The 19,850-nt window shown below is 65.0% G+C and carries 19 protein-coding genes and 1 riboswitch; of the genes, 7 read left to right on the top strand and 12 right to left on the bottom strand.

The features are described 5' to 3' along the window. Nucleotides 1-38: 38 nt before the first annotated feature. A complete protein-coding gene (clpB, locus tag JQ587_RS18060; RefSeq protein WP_212426137.1) occupies nt 39-2,678 on the bottom strand; it encodes an ATP-dependent chaperone ClpB in 2,640 nt (879 codons plus the stop codon). A gap of 243 nt (nt 2,679-2,921) precedes the next feature. Here clpB and JQ587_RS18055 point away from each other — a divergent pair, with 243 nt between their 5' ends. Then, nucleotides 2,922-3,710: an MOSC domain-containing protein gene (locus tag JQ587_RS18055; RefSeq protein WP_212426136.1), complete on the top strand. Its 789-nt coding sequence runs from the start codon at nt 2,922-2,924 to the stop codon at nt 3,708-3,710. Between the two features lie 203 nt (nt 3,711-3,913). Here JQ587_RS18055 and JQ587_RS18050 read toward each other — a convergent pair whose 3' ends face one another. Beyond that, the gene (locus JQ587_RS18050; RefSeq protein ID WP_212297306.1) at nt 3,914-4,570 is read right to left on the bottom strand and encodes a TIGR02594 family protein; all 657 of its coding nucleotides are present in this window, start codon (nt 4,568-4,570) and stop codon (nt 3,914-3,916) included. A 216-nt stretch (nt 4,571-4,786) separates the two neighbouring features. Between JQ587_RS18050 and JQ587_RS18045 the strand changes: the two genes are divergently transcribed. Beyond that, on the top strand, nt 4,787-5,650 hold the full coding sequence (locus JQ587_RS18045; protein WP_212426135.1) for an alpha/beta fold hydrolase: 864 nt from the start codon (nt 4,787-4,789) through the stop codon (nt 5,648-5,650). 103 nt (nt 5,651-5,753) lie between these two features. Here the strand turns inward: JQ587_RS18045 and metW are convergent, their stop codons facing one another. Then, nucleotides 5,754-6,416 (bottom strand): methionine biosynthesis protein MetW, encoded by a 663-nt coding sequence (gene metW / locus JQ587_RS18040; RefSeq protein ID WP_212297308.1) that lies wholly within the window; start codon nt 6,414-6,416, stop codon nt 5,754-5,756. A 15-nt stretch (nt 6,417-6,431) separates the two neighbouring features. Beyond that, nucleotides 6,432-7,649, bottom strand: a complete 1,218-nt coding sequence (gene metX, locus JQ587_RS18035) for a homoserine O-acetyltransferase MetX (protein WP_212426134.1) — start codon at nt 7,647-7,649, stop codon at nt 6,432-6,434. 93 nt (nt 7,650-7,742) lie between these two features. Next, nucleotides 7,743-7,822: riboswitch (SAM riboswitch) on the bottom strand. Nucleotides 7,823-8,017: 195 nt separating this feature from the next. On the opposite strand from metX, the gene JQ587_RS18030 reads away from it, so the two are divergent. From JQ587_RS18030 to JQ587_RS18020, 3 genes are read left to right on the top strand one after another with little or no spacing between them, the layout of a single operon-like run. Further along, nucleotides 8,018-8,866, top strand: coding sequence for a chorismate mutase (locus tag JQ587_RS18030; protein ID WP_212297310.1), 849 nt, complete (start codon nt 8,018-8,020; stop codon nt 8,864-8,866). A 35-nt stretch (nt 8,867-8,901) separates the two neighbouring features. Continuing rightward, nucleotides 8,902-9,999 carry a histidinol-phosphate transaminase gene (gene hisC / locus JQ587_RS18025; protein ID WP_212426133.1) on the top strand — a complete coding sequence of 366 codons (1,098 nt, stop codon included), beginning with the start codon at nt 8,902-8,904 and terminating at the stop codon, nt 9,997-9,999. Then, on the top strand, nt 9,996-10,937 hold the full coding sequence (locus JQ587_RS18020) for a prephenate/arogenate dehydrogenase family protein (protein ID WP_212297312.1): 942 nt from the start codon (nt 9,996-9,998) through the stop codon (nt 10,935-10,937). Before hisC ends, JQ587_RS18020 begins: the two co-directional genes overlap by 4 nt. Here the strand turns inward: JQ587_RS18020 and JQ587_RS18015 are convergent. From JQ587_RS18015 to JQ587_RS18000, 4 genes are all read right to left on the bottom strand, one after another. Further along, a complete protein-coding gene (locus JQ587_RS18015) occupies nt 10,934-11,377 on the bottom strand; it encodes a hypothetical protein (protein WP_212426132.1) in 444 nt (147 codons plus the stop codon). The two genes, JQ587_RS18020 and JQ587_RS18015, sit on opposite strands and share 4 nt — an antisense overlap. 77 nt (nt 11,378-11,454) lie before the next feature. Next, nucleotides 11,455-13,026 carry a hypothetical protein gene (locus JQ587_RS18010; RefSeq protein ID WP_212426131.1) on the bottom strand — a complete coding sequence of 524 codons (1,572 nt, stop codon included), beginning with the start codon at nt 13,024-13,026 and terminating at the stop codon, nt 11,455-11,457. 279 nt (nt 13,027-13,305) lie between these two features. Beyond that, nucleotides 13,306-13,521: a hypothetical protein gene (locus JQ587_RS18005; protein ID WP_212426130.1), complete on the bottom strand. Its 216-nt coding sequence runs from the start codon at nt 13,519-13,521 to the stop codon at nt 13,306-13,308. A 158-nt stretch (nt 13,522-13,679) separates the two neighbouring features. Next, a complete protein-coding gene (locus JQ587_RS18000; RefSeq protein WP_212426129.1) occupies nt 13,680-14,864 on the bottom strand; it encodes a DUF2125 domain-containing protein in 1,185 nt (394 codons plus the stop codon). A gap of 110 nt (nt 14,865-14,974) precedes the next feature. Here JQ587_RS18000 and JQ587_RS17995 point away from each other — a divergent pair, with 110 nt between their 5' ends. Continuing rightward, nucleotides 14,975-15,580 (top strand): gamma-glutamylcyclotransferase, encoded by a 606-nt coding sequence (locus JQ587_RS17995; RefSeq protein ID WP_212426128.1) that lies wholly within the window; start codon nt 14,975-14,977, stop codon nt 15,578-15,580. Here the strand turns inward: JQ587_RS17995 and JQ587_RS17990 are convergent. From JQ587_RS17990 to ftsE, 4 genes are all read right to left on the bottom strand, one after another. After that, nucleotides 15,577-16,350, bottom strand: coding sequence for a lysophospholipid acyltransferase family protein (locus JQ587_RS17990; protein ID WP_212297318.1), 774 nt, complete (start codon nt 16,348-16,350; stop codon nt 15,577-15,579). The genes JQ587_RS17995 and JQ587_RS17990 overlap by 4 nt on opposite strands. A gap of 11 nt (nt 16,351-16,361) precedes the next feature. Beyond that, complete coding sequence (locus JQ587_RS17985; protein WP_212426127.1) at nt 16,362-17,066, bottom strand: YdcF family protein; 705 nt, start codon at nt 17,064-17,066, stop codon at nt 16,362-16,364. A 72-nt stretch (nt 17,067-17,138) separates the two neighbouring features. Continuing rightward, on the bottom strand, nt 17,139-18,107 hold the full coding sequence (locus JQ587_RS17980; RefSeq protein WP_212426126.1) for a cell division protein FtsX: 969 nt from the start codon (nt 18,105-18,107) through the stop codon (nt 17,139-17,141). Next, entirely contained in the window at nt 18,100-18,759 is a 660-nt protein-coding gene (ftsE, locus tag JQ587_RS17975) for a cell division ATP-binding protein FtsE (RefSeq protein WP_057746699.1), read from the bottom strand. The genes JQ587_RS17980 and ftsE overlap by 8 nt, the downstream gene beginning before the upstream one ends. A gap of 194 nt (nt 18,760-18,953) precedes the next feature. Between ftsE and JQ587_RS17970 the strand changes: the two genes are divergently transcribed. Beyond that, entirely contained in the window at nt 18,954-19,832 is an 879-nt protein-coding gene (locus tag JQ587_RS17970) for an MJ0042-type zinc finger domain-containing protein (protein WP_212426125.1), read from the top strand. Nucleotides 19,833-19,850: the final 18 nt, after the last annotated feature.

The raw sequence follows: 19,850 nt of genomic DNA, 5'->3' as shown, positions 1-19,850 counted from the left end.
TCTCCGGGACGATTTTATTTCGCGATGCGCGCTGGCGCTCAGTTCAGCTTGCGCTTCGACGCCGGGGCCTCGAACTGGGCAATCTCCGCGGTCTGCTGTGCCTTGCCGTTGAAGGTCAGCACATTGCCTTCGGACGAGATCGCGACCGTGTCGCCATCCCTGACGTCGCCGGCCAGGATCATCTCGGCGAGCGGATCCTGGAGGTAGCGCTGGATCACCCGCTTCAGCGGCCGGGCGCCGTAGGCAGGATCCCAGCCCTTGGCGGCGAGCCAATCGCGCCCCAAGGCGTCGAGCGTCAGCACGATCTTGCGATCGGTCAGCAGCTTCTGCAGCCGCGCGAACTGGATCTCGACGATCCGGCCCATCTCGCTCCGCTGCAAGCGGTGGAACAGGATGATCTCGTCGACGCGGTTGAGAAATTCGGGACGGAAATGCCCGCGCACCATCCCCATCACCTGCTCGCGCACGGCTGAGGTGTCTTCGCCCTCGGGCTGGTTCACCAAAAATTCCGAACCGAGGTTCGAGGTCATGATGATCAGCGTGTTGCGGAAATCGACGGTGCGGCCTTGGCCATCGGTCAGGCGGCCGTCATCGAGCACCTGCAACAGGACGTTGAAGACGTCAGGATGCGCTTTCTCGATCTCGTCGAACAGCACGACCTGGTAAGGCCGCCGCCGCACGGCTTCGGTGAGGGCACCGCCCTCGTCATAACCGACATAGCCCGGAGGCGCGCCGATCAGCCGCGACACCGAGTGCTTCTCCATGTATTCGGACATGTCGAGGCGAACCATCGCGGTCTCGTCGTTGAAGAGGTACTCGGCGAGCGCTTTCGTCAGCTCGGTCTTGCCGACGCCGGTGGGCCCTAAGAACATGAACGAGCCGGTCGGCCGGTTCGGGTCCTGCAGGCCCGCACGCGAGCGGCGCACGGCGGTCGCGACCGCACGCACGGCCTCGGCCTGGCCGACGACGCGCTGCCCGAGCTGCTCCTCCATCTTCAGGAGCTTCTCCTTCTCGCCCTCCAGCATCTTGTCGACCGGCACGCCGGTCCAGCGGGAAACCACCTGCGCGATGTGGTTGGCGGTCACCGCCTCCTCCATCATCTCGCCGGAACTCTCCTTGGCCTCGATATCGGCAAGCTGCTTCTCGAGCTGTGGGATCCGGCCATAGGCCAGCTCGCCGGCCTTCTGGAATTCGCCGCGTCGCTGGGCGTTCGCCAGTTCGACGCGCAAGCCGTCGAGTTCGGCCTTCAGCTTCTGGGCGTCGGAGAGCTTGCTCTTCTCCGCGCTCCAGCGCGCGGTCAGCGCTGCCGACTTCTCCTCGAGTTCGGCAAGATCCTTCTCGAGCGTCTGAAGCCGGGTCTTGGAGCCGAGGTCGCTTTCCTTCTTGAGGGCCTCCTGCTCGATCTTGAGCCGGATAATCTCGCGATCGAGCGAATCCAGCTCCTCCGGCTTGGAATCGACCTGCATCTTCAGCCGCGCAGCCGCCTCATCCATGAGGTCGATCGCCTTGTCAGGCAGGAAGCGATCGGTGATGTAGCGGTTGGACAAGGTCGTCGCGGCCACGAGCGCGGAATCGGTGATCCGCACGCCGTGGTGCTGCTCGTACTTGTCCTTCAGGCCGCGCAGGATCGAGATGGTGTCCTCGACCGAGGGCTCGCTGACGAAGATCGGCTGGAAGCGCCGCGCCAATGCCGCGTCCTTCTCGACGTGCTTCTGATACTCGTCGAGCGTGGTCGCGCCGATGCAGTGCAGCTCGCCGCGGGCGAGCGCCGGCTTCAGCAAATTGGACGCGTCCATCGCGCCGTCGCCCTTGCCCGCGCCAATCAGCGTGTGCATTTCGTCGATGAACAGGATGAAATTGCCTTCGCTCCCGGTCACCTCCTGGAGCACGGCCTTCAGCCGCTCCTCGAACTCGCCGCGATATTTCGCACCCGCGATCAGCGCACCGAGGTCGAGCGAGAGCAGTTTCTTGTCCTTGAGGCTCTCGGGCACGTCACCATTGACGATGCGCAGCGCCAGCCCTTCCGCGATGGCGGTCTTGCCGACGCCGGGCTCGCCGATCAGGACGGGATTGTTCTTGGTCCGGCGCGAAAGCACCTGGATGGTGCGACGGATTTCCTCGTCGCGGCCAATGACCGGGTCGAGCTTGCCGTCGCGCGCGGCCTGGGTCAGGTCGCGGGCATATTTCTTCAGCGCGTCATAGGCGTTCTCGGCGGTCGCGGAATCCGCAGTACGGCCCTTGCGCAGCGCCTCGATCGCGGCGTTGAGGTTTTGCGGGGTGACACCGCCCTTGTTGAGGATCACGCCTGCCTCGCTGGTCTTCTCCAGCGTGAGACCGAGCAGCAGCCGCTCCACGGTGACGAAGCTGTCGCCGGCCTTCTCGCCGGCCTTTTCGGCCGCATCGAAGGTACGGGCGAGCTCGGGCGCCAGAAAGATCTGGCCGGCACCGCCGCCACTGACCTTCGGCACCTTGTTGAGGGCGTCCTCGGTCGCCTTCAGGATCGCGCGGGAATTACCGCCGGCGCGGTCGATCAGACCGGCAGCCAGCCCCTCATTGTCATCCAGCAGCACTTTCAGGACGTGCAGGGTGGAAAACTGCTGATGCCCCTCGCGCACCGCAAGCGACTGCGCGGACTGGATGAAGCCCCTGGAGCGTTCGGTATACTTCTCGATATTCATAGCTTTTCTGTCCCTCGGCCTGCCCATGGGGCCCTCTCAGGCACCCCAAACGGCATCTTCATTGGGTTTCCGCCGGTCGCGTTGACGTTCCTCAACACGGCAAGCGGTCGTTATCAGCCGGCGCTGGCGCCGGCCTGACCCAGATGTGGGAAGGGCGTCCTCGGATCGGAAGAGGCGAGTTCACAATTTCGTGCGCTGACCGGCCGGCTTGGCGGGTGCGAGCCGAATCCCTTAAGTAGCCGCATGACAGCCAGCCATACCGCCGAAATCACCGGCCTTTACCGCTACCCGATCAAGGGCCTGACGCCCGAGCCTCTGCCCCGGGTCTCCTTGCGAACCGGCCAGACCCTGCCCGCCGACCGCCGTTACGCCATCGAGAACGGCCCGAGCGGCTTCGATCCCGAGGCACCCAGCTGGAAGCCGAAAATCCAGTTTCTGATGCTGGCACGAAACGAGCGGCTGGCCTCGCTCGACAGCCGGTTCGACGATGCGAGCAACCGCCTGACCATCCGCAAGGACGGCCAGATCGTCGCCAGCGGCGATCTGGAGACCGCGGACGGCCGCGCGGCCATCGAACGCTACTTCACGGAGAACTTCCAACCGGAGCTGAAAGGGCCGCCGAAGGTGCTGTCCGGGCGCGACCACAGCTTTTCCGATGTCGACCGCAAGGTCGTGTCCATCATCAATCTCGACAGCGTCCGTGCCATCGAGACCATGCTCGGCGGCACGGCCGTCAATCCTCTGCGCTTCCGCGCCAATCTCTACGTGAAGGGCTGGCCGGCCTGGTCGGAGCTCGACCTGGTCGGCCAGACGCTCGCAATCGGGCAGGCCCGGCTGAACGTGGTCAAGCGCATTGTCCGCTGCCCGGCCACAAATGTAGACCCGGTGACGGCCAAGCGCGATCTCGAGATACCCCCGACGCTGTCACGCCATCTCGGCCACATGAATTGCGGCATCTATGCCGAGGTGATCGCCGATGGCGAGATCGACGTGGGGGATGCGGTTGCGGTGGAAGAGCCGAGATTGGTGTGAGCCTTGTTCGTCGTCCCGGACAAGCGCGCCCAAAGCGCGCGCCGATCCGGGACCCATAGCCACAGAGAGTGGTTTGGCGAAGACTCGTGGTTATCAACTCGCACAACAACGCGAGCCTGTGGTGATGGGTCCCGGATCTGCGCTGACGCTTGTCCGGGACGACGATCTTGTTTGACGCAAGGGCACCCCTCGCATCTCTCAACTCAATTCGGCATCACATAGGCATAGACGCGGCCGCGCGAGATCGGCGCCTCGCGAACGCGATTGCCGTTGTTGCCGGAGATCATGATCGGATTCCCCTGCGCGTCGATCCCGGTGATGATGCCGACGTGACCGCCACGCCGGCCACGCGACATCACGGCGATGGCGCCGACCTGCGGACCGGACACGCGCGTGCCGTAATGTGCGAACGAGCTCGCCATGTCCGAGCCGGTGCCCTGATGGCCGGTATGCTGCAGCACCATGTTCATGAAGCGCGCGCACCACAGGCTGCCGCGCCCGGTCGGATTGCCGCCGATATAGCGGCGCGCCTCGGACACGAGGCCCGACCCGCCGCCGAAGCCGCTGCTCGCAGCCATGCCGTCATTGGCGGTGCCGCTATTGGCATTCGGATTGTAGCTGGCCTGCGTGTCGGCAAAGCCGCTCGCCCGCAACTGCGCCGCGCCACGTTCGAAGCGCGAGCTGCGTGCATGGTGGCGATAATGATGATGCCTGGCGTGATGCACGTAACCGTGCCGCTCTGCGCTATGACGATGATGCGGCCGCGCTGAGGCCGGAGAAACAAACACGGCAACCGCCGCGAAGAAAATCGCCAGCGCGACAACACAACGCGACAGGCGAGACGCAAACAACTCAACCATACTTCATCCTCGTTGACACCCCCACTTCCCAAGTCGACCCGTGCGGTGGCCGACATCGAAAAGGCCGTTAAGCCGGACGATGTGGCAAGAAAAAGACGCCGTGCGGGCGAATAGCTGCGATGATTTTGTGTTGATGCTCGCGGGATGCTGCCGCATTGCGGACACCAGCATTAACTGCAATCCTGCAAAGGCGGCTTGAAGAGAGGGAAACGGTTAATGCCCCACGCCACGACCAGGGACGACGTCCGCATCTATTTCGAAGAAGCGGGTCAGGGAACGCCGATTATCTTTTTGCACGAGTTCGCGGCCGACTACACCAATTGGGAGCCGCAGATGCGCTACTTCTCGCGCAGCCACCGTTGCATCACTTATTCGGCGCGCGGCTACACACCGTCGGACGTGCCGGATGGCGAGGTCTACACCTTCGAGCATTTCTACACCGACGCGCTCGCGGTGCTCGATCATCTCAAGATCGAACGCGCGCATCTCGTCGGTCTGTCGATGGGCGCTTACTCATCGCTCCAGATCGGATTGAACGCGCCACAGCGCACGCTGTCGATGACGCTTGCCGGCGTCGGCTCAGGCTCGGAGCTCGAGAATTTGGAGGCCTGGCGCAAGCAGTGCCGCGCCAACGCAGAGCAGTTCGAGACGCTCGGCTCCGCCGAGGTCGCAAAAGTCACGCGCGAGGCGCCGAGCCGGATTCCCTTCCTGGGGAAAGACCCGCGCGGCCACGCCGATTTCTACGCCGCGCTGGCGCGGCACGATGCCAGGGGGTCGGCGAACACGATGCGCGGCTTCCAGGGCCGCCGCCCCTCGATCTACACCATGACGGATGCGATCAAGGCCGCGGCGACGCCGGCGCTGATCATCTGCGGCGACGAGGACGATCCCTGCGTCGGGGCGAGCCTGTTCTTGAAGAAGCATCTCCCGGCCGCGGGGCTGGCGATGTTTCCAAAGTCCGGCCATGTGCTCAATCTCGAAGAGCCCGCATTGTTCAACGAGAGCGTGGAGCGGTTCGTGACGCTGGTGGAGGCGCGCCGTTGGCCGGTGCGCGATCCGAGGTCGCTGGCGGCGCATTAGGGCAAAGTCGCAGCCAAGTATTCCGTCATTGCGAGCGCAGCGAAGCAGTCCCCCTCCGCGGAAGAACTCTGGATTGCTTCGCTGCGCTCGCAATGACGAGAGACTATCTTTCGCCACCGCGGCTCAGCAAGAACACGCCCTGCTCGCCAAACAGATTCCACACCCACCATGGCAATCGCAGCCGAAGCGGACGGCCGTAGAGGTCGAGCGCCTCGGCGCGCTCCATCTTGACGTGGATTTCGTCGCAGAGCTCGACGAAGTCCTTGATGGTGCAGAAATGGATATTGGCGGTGTCGTACCAGCTGGCGGGCAGATTCTCCGTGCGCGGCATGTGGCCGCCGATCAGGAGTTGGAGCCGCATCCGCCAGAAGCCGAAATTCGGAAACGAGACGATGGCGCGGCGGCCGATGCGCAAGAGATTCTCCAGTACGACCTTCGGCTGCCGCGTGGCCTGGAGCGTCTGCGACAGGATCACGTAGTCGAAGGCATCGTCGGGATAGTTGACGAGGTCGGTATCGGCATCGCCCTGCACCACCGCGAGGCCCTTGGCGACGCAGCGGTTGACGCCTTCACGCGACAGCTCGATGCCGCGGCCGTCGATGCCGCGGGTCTCCAGCAGCTGAAGCAGATCGCCCTCGCCGCAGCCGACATCGAGCACTTTCGAGCCCGGCTTGACCATTTCGGCGACCAGCAGATGGTCGGCGCGAAACGGGCCGGACTGCTCCGACGCGAGGCCATTGAGCGGCAGCACTTCCTGTACAGACATCGCGAGCCGTCCTTGTCAGTCGTTCTTGACGCTGAGCCCGCGCGCCTTGCCGGCCGATTGCAGGAAGGCGCGGGCGATATCGAAGAATTCGGGCACATCGAGCAGGAAGGCGTCGTGGCCGCGATCGGTCTCGATCTCCGCGAACGACACCCGCGCGCTCGACGCATTGAGCGCGTGCACAAGCGCGCGTGATTCCGAGGTCGGGAACAGCCAGTCGCTGGTGAAGGAGACGACGCAGAAGCGCGTCTCGATCCCGGCGAACGCTTTCGCCAGCACGCCGCCGTGGTCGCCGGCGATGTCGAAATAATCCATCGCGCGTGTGAGATAGAGATAGGAGTTGGCATCGAAGCGCTCGACAAAAGACGAGCCCTGGTAACGCAGATAAGATTCGACCTGGAAGTCGGCGTCGAACGAGAAGGTCGGCAGGTCGCGGTCCTGCATGCGGCGGCCGAACTTCCGATGCAGCGCGGCGTCCGAAAGATAGGTGATGTGCGCGGCCATGCGCGCGACCGCGAGGCCGCGATGCGGATGGATGCCCCGATCGGCGTAGGCGCCGTTGTGCCAGTCTGGATCGGCCATCACGGCCTGACGGCCGAGCTCGTGGAAGGCGATGTTCTGCGCCGAATGCCGCGTCGAACAGGCGATCGCGAGTGCGGAGTAGACTCGCGTCGGGTAGGCCGCGGTCCATTGCAGCACTTGCATGCCGCCCATCGAGCCACCGACGACGGCAAACAGCGTGTCGATGCCGAGCCGGTCGATCAGCATCGCCTGCGCGCGCACCATGTCGGGGATGGTGATGACCGGGAAATCCAGGCCCCACACCTTGCCGGTCGCGGGATTGATCGAGGCAGGGCCGGTCGAGCCCATGCAGCCGCCGATCACGTTGGAGCAGATGATGAAGTAGCGGCTGGGATCGAGCGGCCGGCCGGGGCCGACCAGCGTCTCCCACCAGCCGGACTTGCCGGTGACGGGATGCACGTTGGCGACGTGCTGATCACCCGTCAGCGCATGGCAGATCAGCACCGCATTGGAGCGATCGGCGTTGAGCTCGCCATAGGTCTTGTAGGCGATCTGGAACGGGGAGAGATCGATGCCGCAATCGAGCCGCAGCGGCTGGTCGGCGCCGAACTGCGCGACCTCTGAACTGGGATGATCGACCTCATGCGACCGATCGTCGGCACTGATCGCGGAACTTGGGATCGTAGGACTTGGGACAGACTTGACGCCAACCATCTCTGACCATCGACCTCGTTTGCGATCGGACTTCAGATCGCGACTGACATCAGGCCATGAAAAACCCGGCCTGAACGATAGGTTCGGCCGGGATCGGAAGCGTCCCCGGCCTGTTTAGCGAATTTTTTAACGTGGCTGCAAGCCGGCCGGCTCAAATGACCACGGAACAGGCAAAAACCTACTGTCTTGGGCGCTTTTCGTCAAGTCACGGTCCGGACGAGGCAAAACAGTCTCTCAACGCGCATCCTCGCAGGGCGTCATTTCTCTTTGCTTTCGCCGCCGTGACTGCCTAATCAAGACATTAACCGCAGCGGATCCGGCTTGCCCGATCCGCATAGGAACAGCCCTTACAACAGCACCTCGCAGATATGTCCCAACGTCCGCCCGCGCCACCATCGCTCCAGGAATTGCGCAAGGAGATCGACGCGATCGACGAGGGCATGCATCGCCTGCTGATGCAGCGCGGCGACATCATCGACCGCCTGATCCAGGTGAAGCAGACCCAGGAGGTCGGCTCGGCGTTCCGTCCGGCGCGCGAGGCCGCGATGATGCGCGACATCGTGCAGCGCCATCGCGGCATCCTGCCGCTCGACACGGTCGAGAGCATCTGGCGCGTCATCATCTCGACCTTCACCTATGTCCAGGCGCCGTTCTCCGTGCATGCCGACATCTCGGTGAGCGAGCCGGCGATGCGCGATTCCGTGCGCTTCCATTTCGGCTTCACGGTTCCTTATGTCGCGCATTTCAGCGCGCAGGCCGCGGTCGAGGCGGTGGCGAAGTCCAAGGGCGATCTGGCGCTGGTCTCGGCGACCTCGAGCCGCACGCCGTGGTGGCTGGAGCTGGAAGCGGACGGCGCGCCGAAGATCATCGCGCGGATGCCTTTCGTCGAGCGCGCCGACCATCCGGCCGCGCTGCCCGTGTTCGCGATCTCGCGTGTCGCCGACAGCGCCGTGGTGACGGAGGTCGAGACCTTCAGCGTGCGCGTGTCCGGCTGGAACGCCGAGGTCGCGAGGGCGCTGTCGCCGCTGGCCGAGATCGTGGCGGTGCCCGATACCGCCTTCGACGGCGCGGCCCTGCTGATCTCGGTCACGAGCGCCACCAGCATCGACAAAATCAGGGCTGCCCTGATCGAAGCGGGGGCCTCCGTGCGCTCCACGGCCCTCGTCGGCAGCCACGCAACGCGCTATACGGTGCCCCCGACCGGGTCGAAATCGTAGATCGCGAACCGCCTGAAGCCTATCCGGAGTTGAAGATGTCCCGCCCCGTGCCGAATCCCGGCATTCTCGATATTGCGCCCTACACGCCCGGCAAGAGCCCGGTCGCTGAGCCGGGCCGCAAGGTGTTCAAGCTCTCGGCCAACGAGACGCCGTTCGGACCCTCGCCCAAGGCAATCGAGGCCTTCAAGCACGTCGCGGAGCATCTGGAAGACTATCCTGAGGGAACCTCGCGCGTGCTGCGCGAGGCAATCGGCCGCTCCTTCGGGCTCGACCCCAACCGCATCATTTGCGGCGCTGGCTCCGACGAGATCCTCAACTTGCTCGCCCACACCTATCTCAGCCATGGCGACGAGGCGATCTCGACCACGCACGGCTTCCTGGTCTACCCGATCGCGACCATGGCGGTCGGCGCCAAGAACGTGGTTGCGGCGGAAAAGAACCTGACCTGCGACGTCGACGCGATCCTGAACGCGGTGACGCCGAAGACGAAGCTGGTCTGGCTCGCCAACCCCAACAACCCGACCGGCACCTATATCCCGTTCGACGAGGTCAAGCGCCTGCGCGCCGGCCTGCCTTCGCATGTGCTGCTGGTGCTCGACGCCGCCTATTGCGACTATGTTTCCCGTAACGACTATGAGATGGGGATCGAGCTCGTCGCCACCACCGAGAATACGGTGGTGACGCACACCTTCTCCAAGATCCACGGCCTTGCGGCGCTGCGCGTCGGCTGGATGTTCGGGCCCGAGCACATCATCGACGCCGTCAACCGCATCCGCGGTCCCTTCAATGTGTCGACGCCGGCGATGTACGCCGCAGTCGCCGCGATCGAGGACACCGCGCACCAGGCGATGTCCAAGCAGTTCACCGAAACCTGGCGCAGCTGGCTCACCGAGGAGATCGGCAAGCTCGGGCTGAAGGTGACCCCCAGCGTCGCCAATTTCGTGCTGATCCATTTCCCGACCGACAAGGGCAAGACCGCGGACGACGCCGACGCCTTCCTCACCAAGCGCGGCCTCGTGCTGCGCGCGCTGAAGAATTACGGCCTGCCGCACTCGCTGCGCATGACCATCGGCACCGAGGAGGCCAATCGCCTCGTCGCCGAGGCCCTGCGCGACTTCATGGCCGACAAGTGAGCGTGGAGGCGCACTTCCAGCGAGTCGCGCTGATCGGCTTCGGCCTGATCGGCGGCTCGATCGCGCGCGCCGCGAAACGCCAGGGCCTGGCCGGCGAGATCGTCACCACCGCGCGCTCGGAAAAGACGCGCGCACGGGTGCTCGAGCTTGGCATTGTCGACCGGGTCGTGGCGACCAACGCAGAAGCGGTGAAGGATGCCGATCTCGTCATCCTCTGCATTCCCGTCGGCGCCTGCGGGCCGGTGGCGCAGGAGATCGCCGCACATCTGAAGCCCGGCGCCGTGATCTCCGACGTCGGCTCGGTCAAGGGCGCCGTGGTCAAGGACATGGCGCCGCACCTGCCGAAGACGGTTCATTTCGTGCCGGCGCATCCGGTTGCGGGCACCGAGCATTCGGGGCCGGATTCCGGCTTCGCCGAGCTCTTCATCAACCGCTGGTGCATTTTGACGCCGCCGGAAGGCACCGACACTGCAGCCACCGCGCATTTGCGCGCCTTCTGGGCCGCAATGGGCGCCAAGGTCGAGGTGATGACGCCGGATCATCATGACCTCGTGCTCGCCATCACCAGCCATCTGCCGCATCTGATCGCCTACACCATCGTCGGCACCGCCGACGAGCTGGCGCAGGTGACCGAGTCGGAAGTCATCAAATTCTCCGCCGGCGGCTTCCGCGACTTCACCCGCATCGCGGCCTCCGATCCGACGATGTGGCGCGACGTCTTCCTCGCCAACAAGGACGCCGTGCTGGAAATGCTCGGCACCTTCACCGAGGATCTGGCAAAGCTCACCCGCGCCATCCGCCGCGGCGACGGCGAGGCGCTGTTCGATCACTTCACCCGCACCCGCGCCATCCGCCGCGGCATCGTCGAGATCGGCCAGGATTCGGCGACCGCCGACTTCGGGCGCCAGCACGGGCAGCTCGACAAGAAGCCCGGCTAACAGCGGTCCTTCGCTCGCGCGATGCGGCGGCGGCCGGCGAGGCCGGCGCCGATCTGCAGGCATACGCCCAGCATCCAGGTGGCGCCGAACAGGAGATTGCCGGCGGGATCGGACGTCTCGTCGAGCACGAAAGCATAAAGCGCGAGCAGGCCCGCCCCGGCCGCGAGAAACGTGCCGGTCGCGCTGGCAAGGCCGATCACGGGCGATCGGTGGGCCGACCCGGCCTGAAGCTGCGGCCAGCGCGGGATATCGATCCCGAGATAAGCGCCGACCATTCCAAGCACGATCAGCGCGACAGTGAATTCGACGGTGTCGAACCAGGGCAGCTCGACCCGCATCAGCAATGCGGCGACGAAGGTGGCGCCGGCCGCACCCGTCATCGCCAGGCCAAGCCGGGCGACGACGTGCGCGAGCCGAAGGATCAGAAGACCGTCGGACAATTGCCACTCACGATGGACTATTTGAGTTTGAGCATGATCTGATCGGAAAACCGCTGCACACTTTTCCGGATCATGCTCTAGAACGGATAGTACCGGATCTGCGTCATGACGATATTGTCGTCGGTCTTGGGCGCGCCGCCGACGCCGGCGAAGGCGAAGCGTTGCGTGTAGGAGTACTGCACGCCGGCTTTGAGCGTACCGTAATTGCCCTGGTAGACGGTGTCGTAGATTCCGGCCGTGACCTGCCGGACTTCCCTGGTGTTTCCGTTACAGGTCGCCGCCGGCGTGTTCTCGGTGAAGCAGCCGGTGTTGTTGTAGAGCGGATTGCCGTAGCCGAACGGCGTGGTCCCGACGTTGGCGAAATTGGCCTTGGCCTTTTCCAGACCAGCATAGCTGTAGACGTCCAGGGTCGGCGTTGCGTGCCAGATCAGGCCGGCCGCGGCCGCCGTGATCGTCAGCGGCAGCACCGTGCCGTCCTGCGCCAGCGCGGCATCAGGGAACGGCGTCGCCGTGAAGCGGCCGAGCACGCCGTGCGCGCCGTAGAGCTGCAGGTCGAGGGTCTTCGGAATCAGCTCGGCAAACACGTGGCCGCCGAAGCTGCCGGTGTCGTAGGTGTGGTTGGCACCATTGAAGCGGTCGAACAGCTGACGATAGAGCGCCCAGGTTTCGACATGCAGCTTGTAGGGCCCGAGTCGCGGATCCCACGCCGCCTTGACGGTGACGTCAGGCACCTGGTTCAAGCTGACATTGTTGAGGTTGTTGAAGAAGCTGCCGCCCGGTCCGGTCAGATTGACCTGGAGGTTCGGGTTGAGCACGCCCTGCGGGCCGACCGCGGGCGTACCGACCGTCGGCGTATTGCCGCCGAAGAAAGCGGTCTGCGGATTTTCGACCGACGCCGCGATCTTGAACTCGGGCCCGAGGTCCTTCCAGACGCGCAGACCCGGCTGGCGTGCCGCCAAGAGTCCCGGAACGGATTCGAAGTCGATCACACCCGGCGCGTCGATACCACGAGGGTCGATGCCCGACTTGGTCGGCGCATTCAGCGACCAGGATTGGCCGGCAAGGAAGTGCAGGCCGAGATCGGTTCGATCGACCTCGAGGCTGAGCTGTCGCATGCGCGGATTGAAGGAGTTGGTTGCAACCGAGCTTGCCGTCTGCGCCGCGCCCTCGAAGTCGATTTCGCCGTAACCGGCGAGATGCGTATCGGGATCGGCGTTACCTTCGGCGAGCACCGAGAACCTGCTCTGGCGCGCGGAGAAACGCGTCTCCGGAAAATAGAAATTGTGGCTCTGCTGATAGGGAATGAAATTGTAGACCGAGCCGGTGTCGGAAGCGATGTTGCGCGAACGGTAGATGCCGGTGAGGTCGACCCACCCTCCGAATGTCAGCGTGACGCCCTTGTAGCAGATCTTTCCGGCTGCGCAGGGATCGACGGGCAGCGCCTTGTACGTCGCCGGCATCGGCACGGCTCGCGACTGCGCCGCCTCGACCTGACGCGTCTTACGCGCCTCCGAATCCACCCTCTGCTGGAGCTCCTTCAGCTTCGCCTTCAGCGCCTGGATTTCGGTTGTGACATTGTCGTCGGCACGCGCCTGTCCCGAACAGGCAGCGAGCACTCCCAGCATCAGTCCGTAGTTGATGATCCGCACGTAGGCCTCCCTCCACTTGGGAAGCAGCTGCTGTTGGTTGCGCCCCCGGCGCGTGCATGCTTCCCTGGTGTGGAGTGATTTGAATGGGCCAGCTGTTATTCTCGGCGAGGCGCATCTTCTGCATCACGTTTTCCTGACGATCATGTTCGGAATATTTTCATCGCTCGACCGATCCGCACGCGCGCGATTCCCCTCGCATCGGATGTAGCGCGCATTGGGCCCGACCGGGTCATGGCCGGGCCCAACTCCGCGACGCGCTACGTCTCAAGGGGATGGCGGCTATTTGCCCTTGGTCGCGCGGATCACCGTGGGGCGCGGTGATTTTGCAGAAGGCACGTAAGCCATCGTGTCGCGCGTGGCTGGGGTCGCGAGACCGCGGTCGCCATGCGGATATGGGGCTTCGTAGGCAGCCGGCTCCTGCGACTGCCACTGCGCGAACGCAGGCGTCGCAACGGCGACCGCGACGGCAGCAACGAACAGCTTGGATATGGTCATGGTATCTCTCCTGCCCGGCCAGCCCGCCTCATCGAGCAGCCGACATGGAGAGAGAGCGGGATTTGCGGCTCCGCATTCCCGATGGACAATCACGATCCAGCGAAGAGATCGTGAGGTGCCGGTAGCCCGGATGGCTCCATCCGGGCGGCGAGAGACAGCTAATATAGCGGCGGAATCTGGCCGACCTTGAACGGGCCGAGCAGCACGGCGCCGTCGACGAATTTCAGCGGGAAGCTGCGGGCCTTCTTGCCTTCGAGCGTGCTCTCGGTGCCGATCGAATTGATGCCGGCGGCAACGCCGGCATTGGCGTTCTGCTTGATGACCTTGCCGAGGCCGGGAACGGCGCGGTCGAGAGCACCAAAGAGATTGTTGAGGTCCTGCGATTTCACGCCAGGCGCGACGCGATCGAGCGTTGCCTGCGGAACGCCCTCCTCCAGCATCTTCTCGATGCCGAGTGCCGGAATGACGCGCTCGAGGCCGGCCACCGTCATCTGCAATTCGCCGTCCAGTCGGCCATTGACCGAGAGGCCCAGCGTGCCGGCCGCGACCGCGATCATCTCGCCCTGCCGGATCCGCGACTGCACGATCTCGATGTGACCGCCGGCGGCCTGGATCTCGCGGAAGCGCTGCGGCCAGGGTTTTGGGGTGAGGTCGGAGAGCCCTGTGATCTTCGCGCGCGTGTCGGCTTCGAACGGCTCGGCGAGCAGCGGGTGCACGCCCTGGATGCTGCCCTGCGCGATCTGAAGCACGGTCTCAATGATCGGATGATCGGACGGGGATCCGTCCGCGAGACGCCCGTGCAGCTCGATCTGCTTGGCGCGCGCGAGCGGCACCTGCACCGAACCATCGAGCCTGTTGAGGCTGGGATCGTCGAACACGAGGGAGGCGCGTTCCGGGATTGCCGGCAAGCCGACCACGCTGCTTCGGCCCTTGCTCCAGTTCACCACAAAGGTGTTTTGCGTGACGCCGTCGGTCAGTGTCGCCGGCGCGGAAAACTCGGCGATGACGTGCTTGGGATCGTAGACCTGAGCCAGAACCAGAATGTTGTCGAGCTTCGCCGTAAACGGCGTCTTGCTTGCATTCTGCGAGACCAGGGCGACGCTGGCGCCGGAGCACTGGACCTCGAAGCGGAACGGGAAGCCCGCGATCGACCGCTTGGCGCAATCATAGATGCGGCCGGACTTGGCCTCCTGCGCGCGCCAGGCATCGGCTGCGACCTCGGCCTGCGAGGCCGCATAGAACCAGAAGCCGCTCCAGGCGGCCGCAAGGATCAGGAGAAGGACGGGAGCAATGAAGAGCCCCCAACGGGAGCGCCGGCCTGCGGCAATGGTCATATCGGACATGCGGCGACCCTTTGACCCCAGATTTTGTCAAATGTAAGCGAGGCCGGCCTCGGGCGAAAGGCGGAGAATTCGCTTCGTTTGCGCACCCAGTTCTGGTAGCCGTGCCCGAAATGTCGGAAATCACCCTCCCCTCCGTCACGTCAGCCAAGGGCGACCTTTGGGTGTTCGGCTATGGCTCGCTGATGTGGCGGCCGGGCTTCGCATTCGAGGAACGCGTTCCGGCGCGGCTGGTCGGCGAGCACCGCGCGCTCTGCGTTTATTCCTTCGTGCATCGCGGCACGCCGGAGCAGCCTGGCCTCGTGCTGGGGCTCGACCGCGGCGGCGCCTGCCGCGGCATCGCCTTCCGCGTTGCTGAAAAGAACCGCACCGAGGTGGTCGCCTATTTGCGGGAGCGCGAGCAGGTAACATCGGTCTATCGCGAGGTGATGCGCTCGGTTTGGCTGGAGAACGAAGCCCGCGAGCGCGTCTCGGCGCTCGCCTATGTCGTCGACCGCGGTCACGTGCAATATGCCGGGCGGCTGTCGCTCGCTGACCAGCACCGCCATGTGCTGCAGGGTCACGGCCAATCCGGGGCCAATCGCGACTATGTGACGGCGACTGTGAAGGCAATCGAGGCCGAAGGCTTTCGCGACACACAGCTGCATCAGCTCGCGATGATGCTGCATGGTGATGCGCAGCACGCACCACCTCCCGTGGACGATCAAGAGAACCGTTAGCTCTCTGACGGCGCGTAGCTCGGCGCGCTGCCGATCAGTTGCTCCTGCTCCTTGCGGCCCGCTTCAACGATGCGAGCGGTCGCGTCTTCGATCGCCGTCTGCACGCGCGCGAGAAACTCATCCTTGGGCAGGCCCGGCGGCAGCGGATCGAGAAACTCCACCACCAGCGTGCCGGGATAGCGCATGAAAGTCCGCCGCGGCCAGAACAGGCCGGAATTGAGCGCGATCGGCAGGCATTGCACGCCGCAGGACGAATAGATCTGCGCAAAGCCGGTCTTGTAGTCCGGCGGCGCTCCCGGCGCACGGCGCGTACCTTCCGGAAAGATCACGAGCTGGCCGCCGCCGCGCACCGCCTCGCGCGCGCGCCGGGTCATGTCCAGCAGCGCCTTCACGCCGGCGTTGCGGTCGATCGCGATCATCCCGGTCTTGACCAGGAACTGGCCGAACACCGGGATCTGCATGAGCTGACGCTTGAGGATGAAGATCGGGCGGTTGAAGAAGCCCGGCAGCACGAAGGTCTCCCAGAACGACTGGTGCTTCGCGACGATCACCAGCGGTCCCTGCGGGATCTTCTCCACCCCGCGGAATTCCACCCTGATGTTGCAGACCACACGCATCAGGAACACCGTCGCCTTCGCCCACCATTCGGCAACCGTCAGCATCGCGCGCGGCGGCAAGGCGAAGGTCGGCAGCGCTACGATCGCGAGGCACACCAGCACGGTGTAGAACAGCACGTTGAACAGCAGCGAGCGCAGAAAAATCAGGAACATCGAAAATCCGATCAATTGGCCTGCGCGGTGGCTGGCCGCTTGGATTGCAGACCCGCAGGCTGCTCCGACATCTCGGGGGAAAGGTCAATCCCGAAATCCTCCAGCCGCACCCTGAGCTCGGCGGCAACGTACTTGACGTATTCGGACAACAGCAGCCGCAGCGTCGAGGCCGAGGTCCACCACGGCTCCTCGCGCCATTTGTCACCGACCACGGCGAACGGGATCAGTGCCGTCGCCGGCATCGCATGGGAGAATTCCACCAGCGCACGCGGCATGTGATAATTCGAGGTCACCACGATCAGCGATTTGAAGCCGCGCCCCGCGGCCCAGCGCCGCGCCTCCGCCGCGTTGCCGCGGGTCGTGAGCGCTGTGCGGTCGAGATCGACGCAGCAGGTCATGAAGGACTGGTTCTCCGGCAGGGTCCGGGAGATGTCGCTCGCGGTCGAGGTCGGGTGCACACCCGAGATCAGGAGCCGCTTGCCGTAGCCGGCCGCGAGCAGCTCCATCGCATCCGACACCCGCGAGGAACCGCCGGTCAGCACCACGATGCCGTCGGCCTTGCGGTCCGGCGCGATCTCGCCGCCGCGCAATTGCGACAGGAACGCGATGAAGCCCGCCGCTGCGCCGACAAAGGCGAACGCGATCGTCGACACGACGGTCGCGCGGAGCCAGCCGCGCGGCAGTTTCGGCGATCGATCGTCGGTCGGCGAGGTCATATGATGTCGGTGATCCCTTCCCCGGATTATTTTAGGACGTTTTGAGGCGAAGTGGAGTCCGGTTTATCGGGCTCAGTCCACATCGTTCAGCGTCGCGAACAGGGTCTGGCGCGAGGCGACCGCCGTGATCGCGCCGATCAGGACGGCCTGCACCGCGAGCACGACATAGCCGGACGGCCGCAGCGAGAAGGTGCCGAGCAGGGCTGCGAACTGGTCGCCGACCGGGGTGCCGGAGAACCATCCGGCGATCGACTCGGAGAAGCCAAACAGCAGCATGGCGACACCGCCACCGATGACGCCGCCTTCGAGGCCGAGCCTGAGGAAGTGCCGCAGGAAATGATTGGCAATGTAGCGGTCGCCGGCGCCGACGAAATGCAGGACCTCGACGATCGGACGGTTCGCCGCCATCGCGCCGCGCGTCGCAAACGAGACCGAGATGATGGTCGCGACGATGACCAGCGCGAGGATGCCGATGCCGGCAAGCACGGTCGCATTGGTCATCGAACGCATCCGTTCGATCCAGGCGCGATGATCGTCGACGCTGGCGCTCGGCGCCACCTGGGTCACGCGGGCGCGCAAGGCTCCGAGATCCAGCACCGTTCCCGGCTGCACGCGCGCGATGATCATGCGCGGCACCGGCAGATCGTCCATCGACAGACCGGTGCCGAGCCAGGGCTCGAGCAGCTTGCCACTCTCGTCCTTGGTGAACGGCTTGACCTCGACGATGCCGGCCTGCGCGCGCATCGCCTCGGTGACGGCGCCGGTGTCGCGCTCGATATCGCGTCCGGATTGCGGGCGGACCTGGATGGTGATCTCGCTCGCGACATCCGACTGCCATTCTGCGGCGGAGGCGCTCACCAGCAGCACCGCGCCCGTCGTCATCGAGGCGAGAAAAGTCATGATGGCGACGACGGCGACCAGCGCGCGACCGTGGATCGAGGCGCGCGGCACGATCGGCGACATGTTGCGCGCCTTGGCCGGCAGCTGCGGACGCTCCTGTCCGAGATCGACCAATACGCCGCGCTCGTCGGTCCTACTCATAGACGTGCAACCGTCCCTGATGCAGCACGAAGCGGCGCGCTTCGTACTGGTCCATCAACGCGATGTCGTGGGTCGCGATGATGACGGCCGTGCCTGATTTGTTGAGCTCGATGAAGAGCCGCAGCAACCTTCGCCCCAGCGTCGGGTCGACGCTGCCGGTCGGCTCGTCGGCGAGCAGCAGCTGCGGTCGTGAGATCACCGCGCGCGCGATCGCCGCGCGCTGCTTCTCGCCGCCGGACAGGATCGGCGGCAGCGCATCCATGCGATCGCCGAGACCGACCCAGCGCAGGAGGTCGATGACCTCCTTGCGGTAGCTCGATTCGCTGCGGCCCATGACGCGGAACGGCAGCGCCACGTTCTCGTAAGTCGTCATGTGGTCGAGCAGGCGGAAATCCTGGAGCACGATGCCGATGCGCTTGCGCAAGTCGGCAATCTCGTCCTTGCCGAGCGTGGAAATGTCGTGGCCGAACAGATTGACGAGGCCGCGCGTCGGCCGGTGCGACAGGAACAACAGGCGCAGCAGCGACGTCTTCCCGGCGCCGGACGGGCCGGTGAGGAACTGGAAGGAATGCGCCGGGATCTGGAAACTGAGGTCGCGCAGGATCTCCGGCCCCAGACCGTAGCGTAATCCGACATTTTCGAACCGAACCAAGCTCAGCTCCGTTCGAGAGGTGACGCCGCGCGGCCAGCGAGGTTTCGCCGCGCGCGATCAAGGGGTTGTGCGACCGTTATGGTTTCCGGTTCGTTAACGGTCGCCCTGTAGCATCCCCGGCAGCATCCTTAGAAGTCGCTTCTTGGGAGTCCCTTGGCGCCAGGTTGCGCGCGAGGTCATCGTCGAGGCCGTCCATGCATATCGTCTGCCCGCATTGTACGACATCTTACGCCATCAAGCCTGCAAGCCTTGGGGCCAATGGGCGGACGGTCCGCTGCTCCCGCTGCAAGGAGACCTGGGTGGCGCATCCCGAGGATGCCACCGAGGAGGCCGTGATGCCGGCCATGGCCGCGGCCCGCCAGGCCGACGACCAGTCGGACCTTGCCGAGCAGTGGAACTCCTACGCCAAAGACGACGATGCCGCCGAGGCCCCCGTGGTCGAAAGCCCCTCGATCGCCAGTGACTGGCCGACCGAGGATGCTGCCGAGCCAGAGGACGAATGGTCGGCTGCGGCCCGGGTCGCCGAGGAGGAAGTCGTCGGCGTGCAGCACCAATCCTGGTTCCGTGGCTTGTTCAGCCGCCGCGGGGCCAAGGTCAGCCGCCCCGCCCCAGCCGTGGTCCGGCGGAAATCCCATTTTGGCCTGCCGATGGCCTGCGCCGCCATGGGCGCGCTGGTGCTGGCGCTGGTGATCTGGCGCGGCGACATGGTCCGGCTGCTGCCGCAGACGGCGGCCTTCTACAAGATGGTCGGCCTCGAGGTGAACCTGCGCGGGCTCGCCTTCAAGGACGTCAAGCTCTCGTCCGAAACAGTGGACGGTAAGCAGGTGCTGGTGATCGAAGGTGTGATCGTCGGCCAGGGCAAGAAGCCGCTGGATATCCCGCGCTTGCGCTTTGCCGTGCGCGACGCGCAAGGTGCAGAGATCTACGCTTGGAATTCGGTGCTGGAGCAGACCGTGCTGCAGCCCGGTGAGCGCGCCTTCTTCCGCTCGCGCCTGGCCTCGCCGCCGCCGGAAGGCCGCAATATCGACGTTCGCTTCTTCAACCGGCGCGACATTGCCGGCGGCAGCGTATAATCAGGCCCGCAAGGTCTG

The sequence above is a fragment of the Bradyrhizobium manausense genome (assembly GCF_018130615.1).
In the GTDB taxonomy this organism is placed as follows: Bacteria; Pseudomonadota; Alphaproteobacteria; order Rhizobiales; family Xanthobacteraceae; genus Bradyrhizobium; species Bradyrhizobium manausense_A.
Note: the sequence above shows the minus strand (reverse complement) of the source record. Positions and strands in the feature narration are given on the sequence as shown.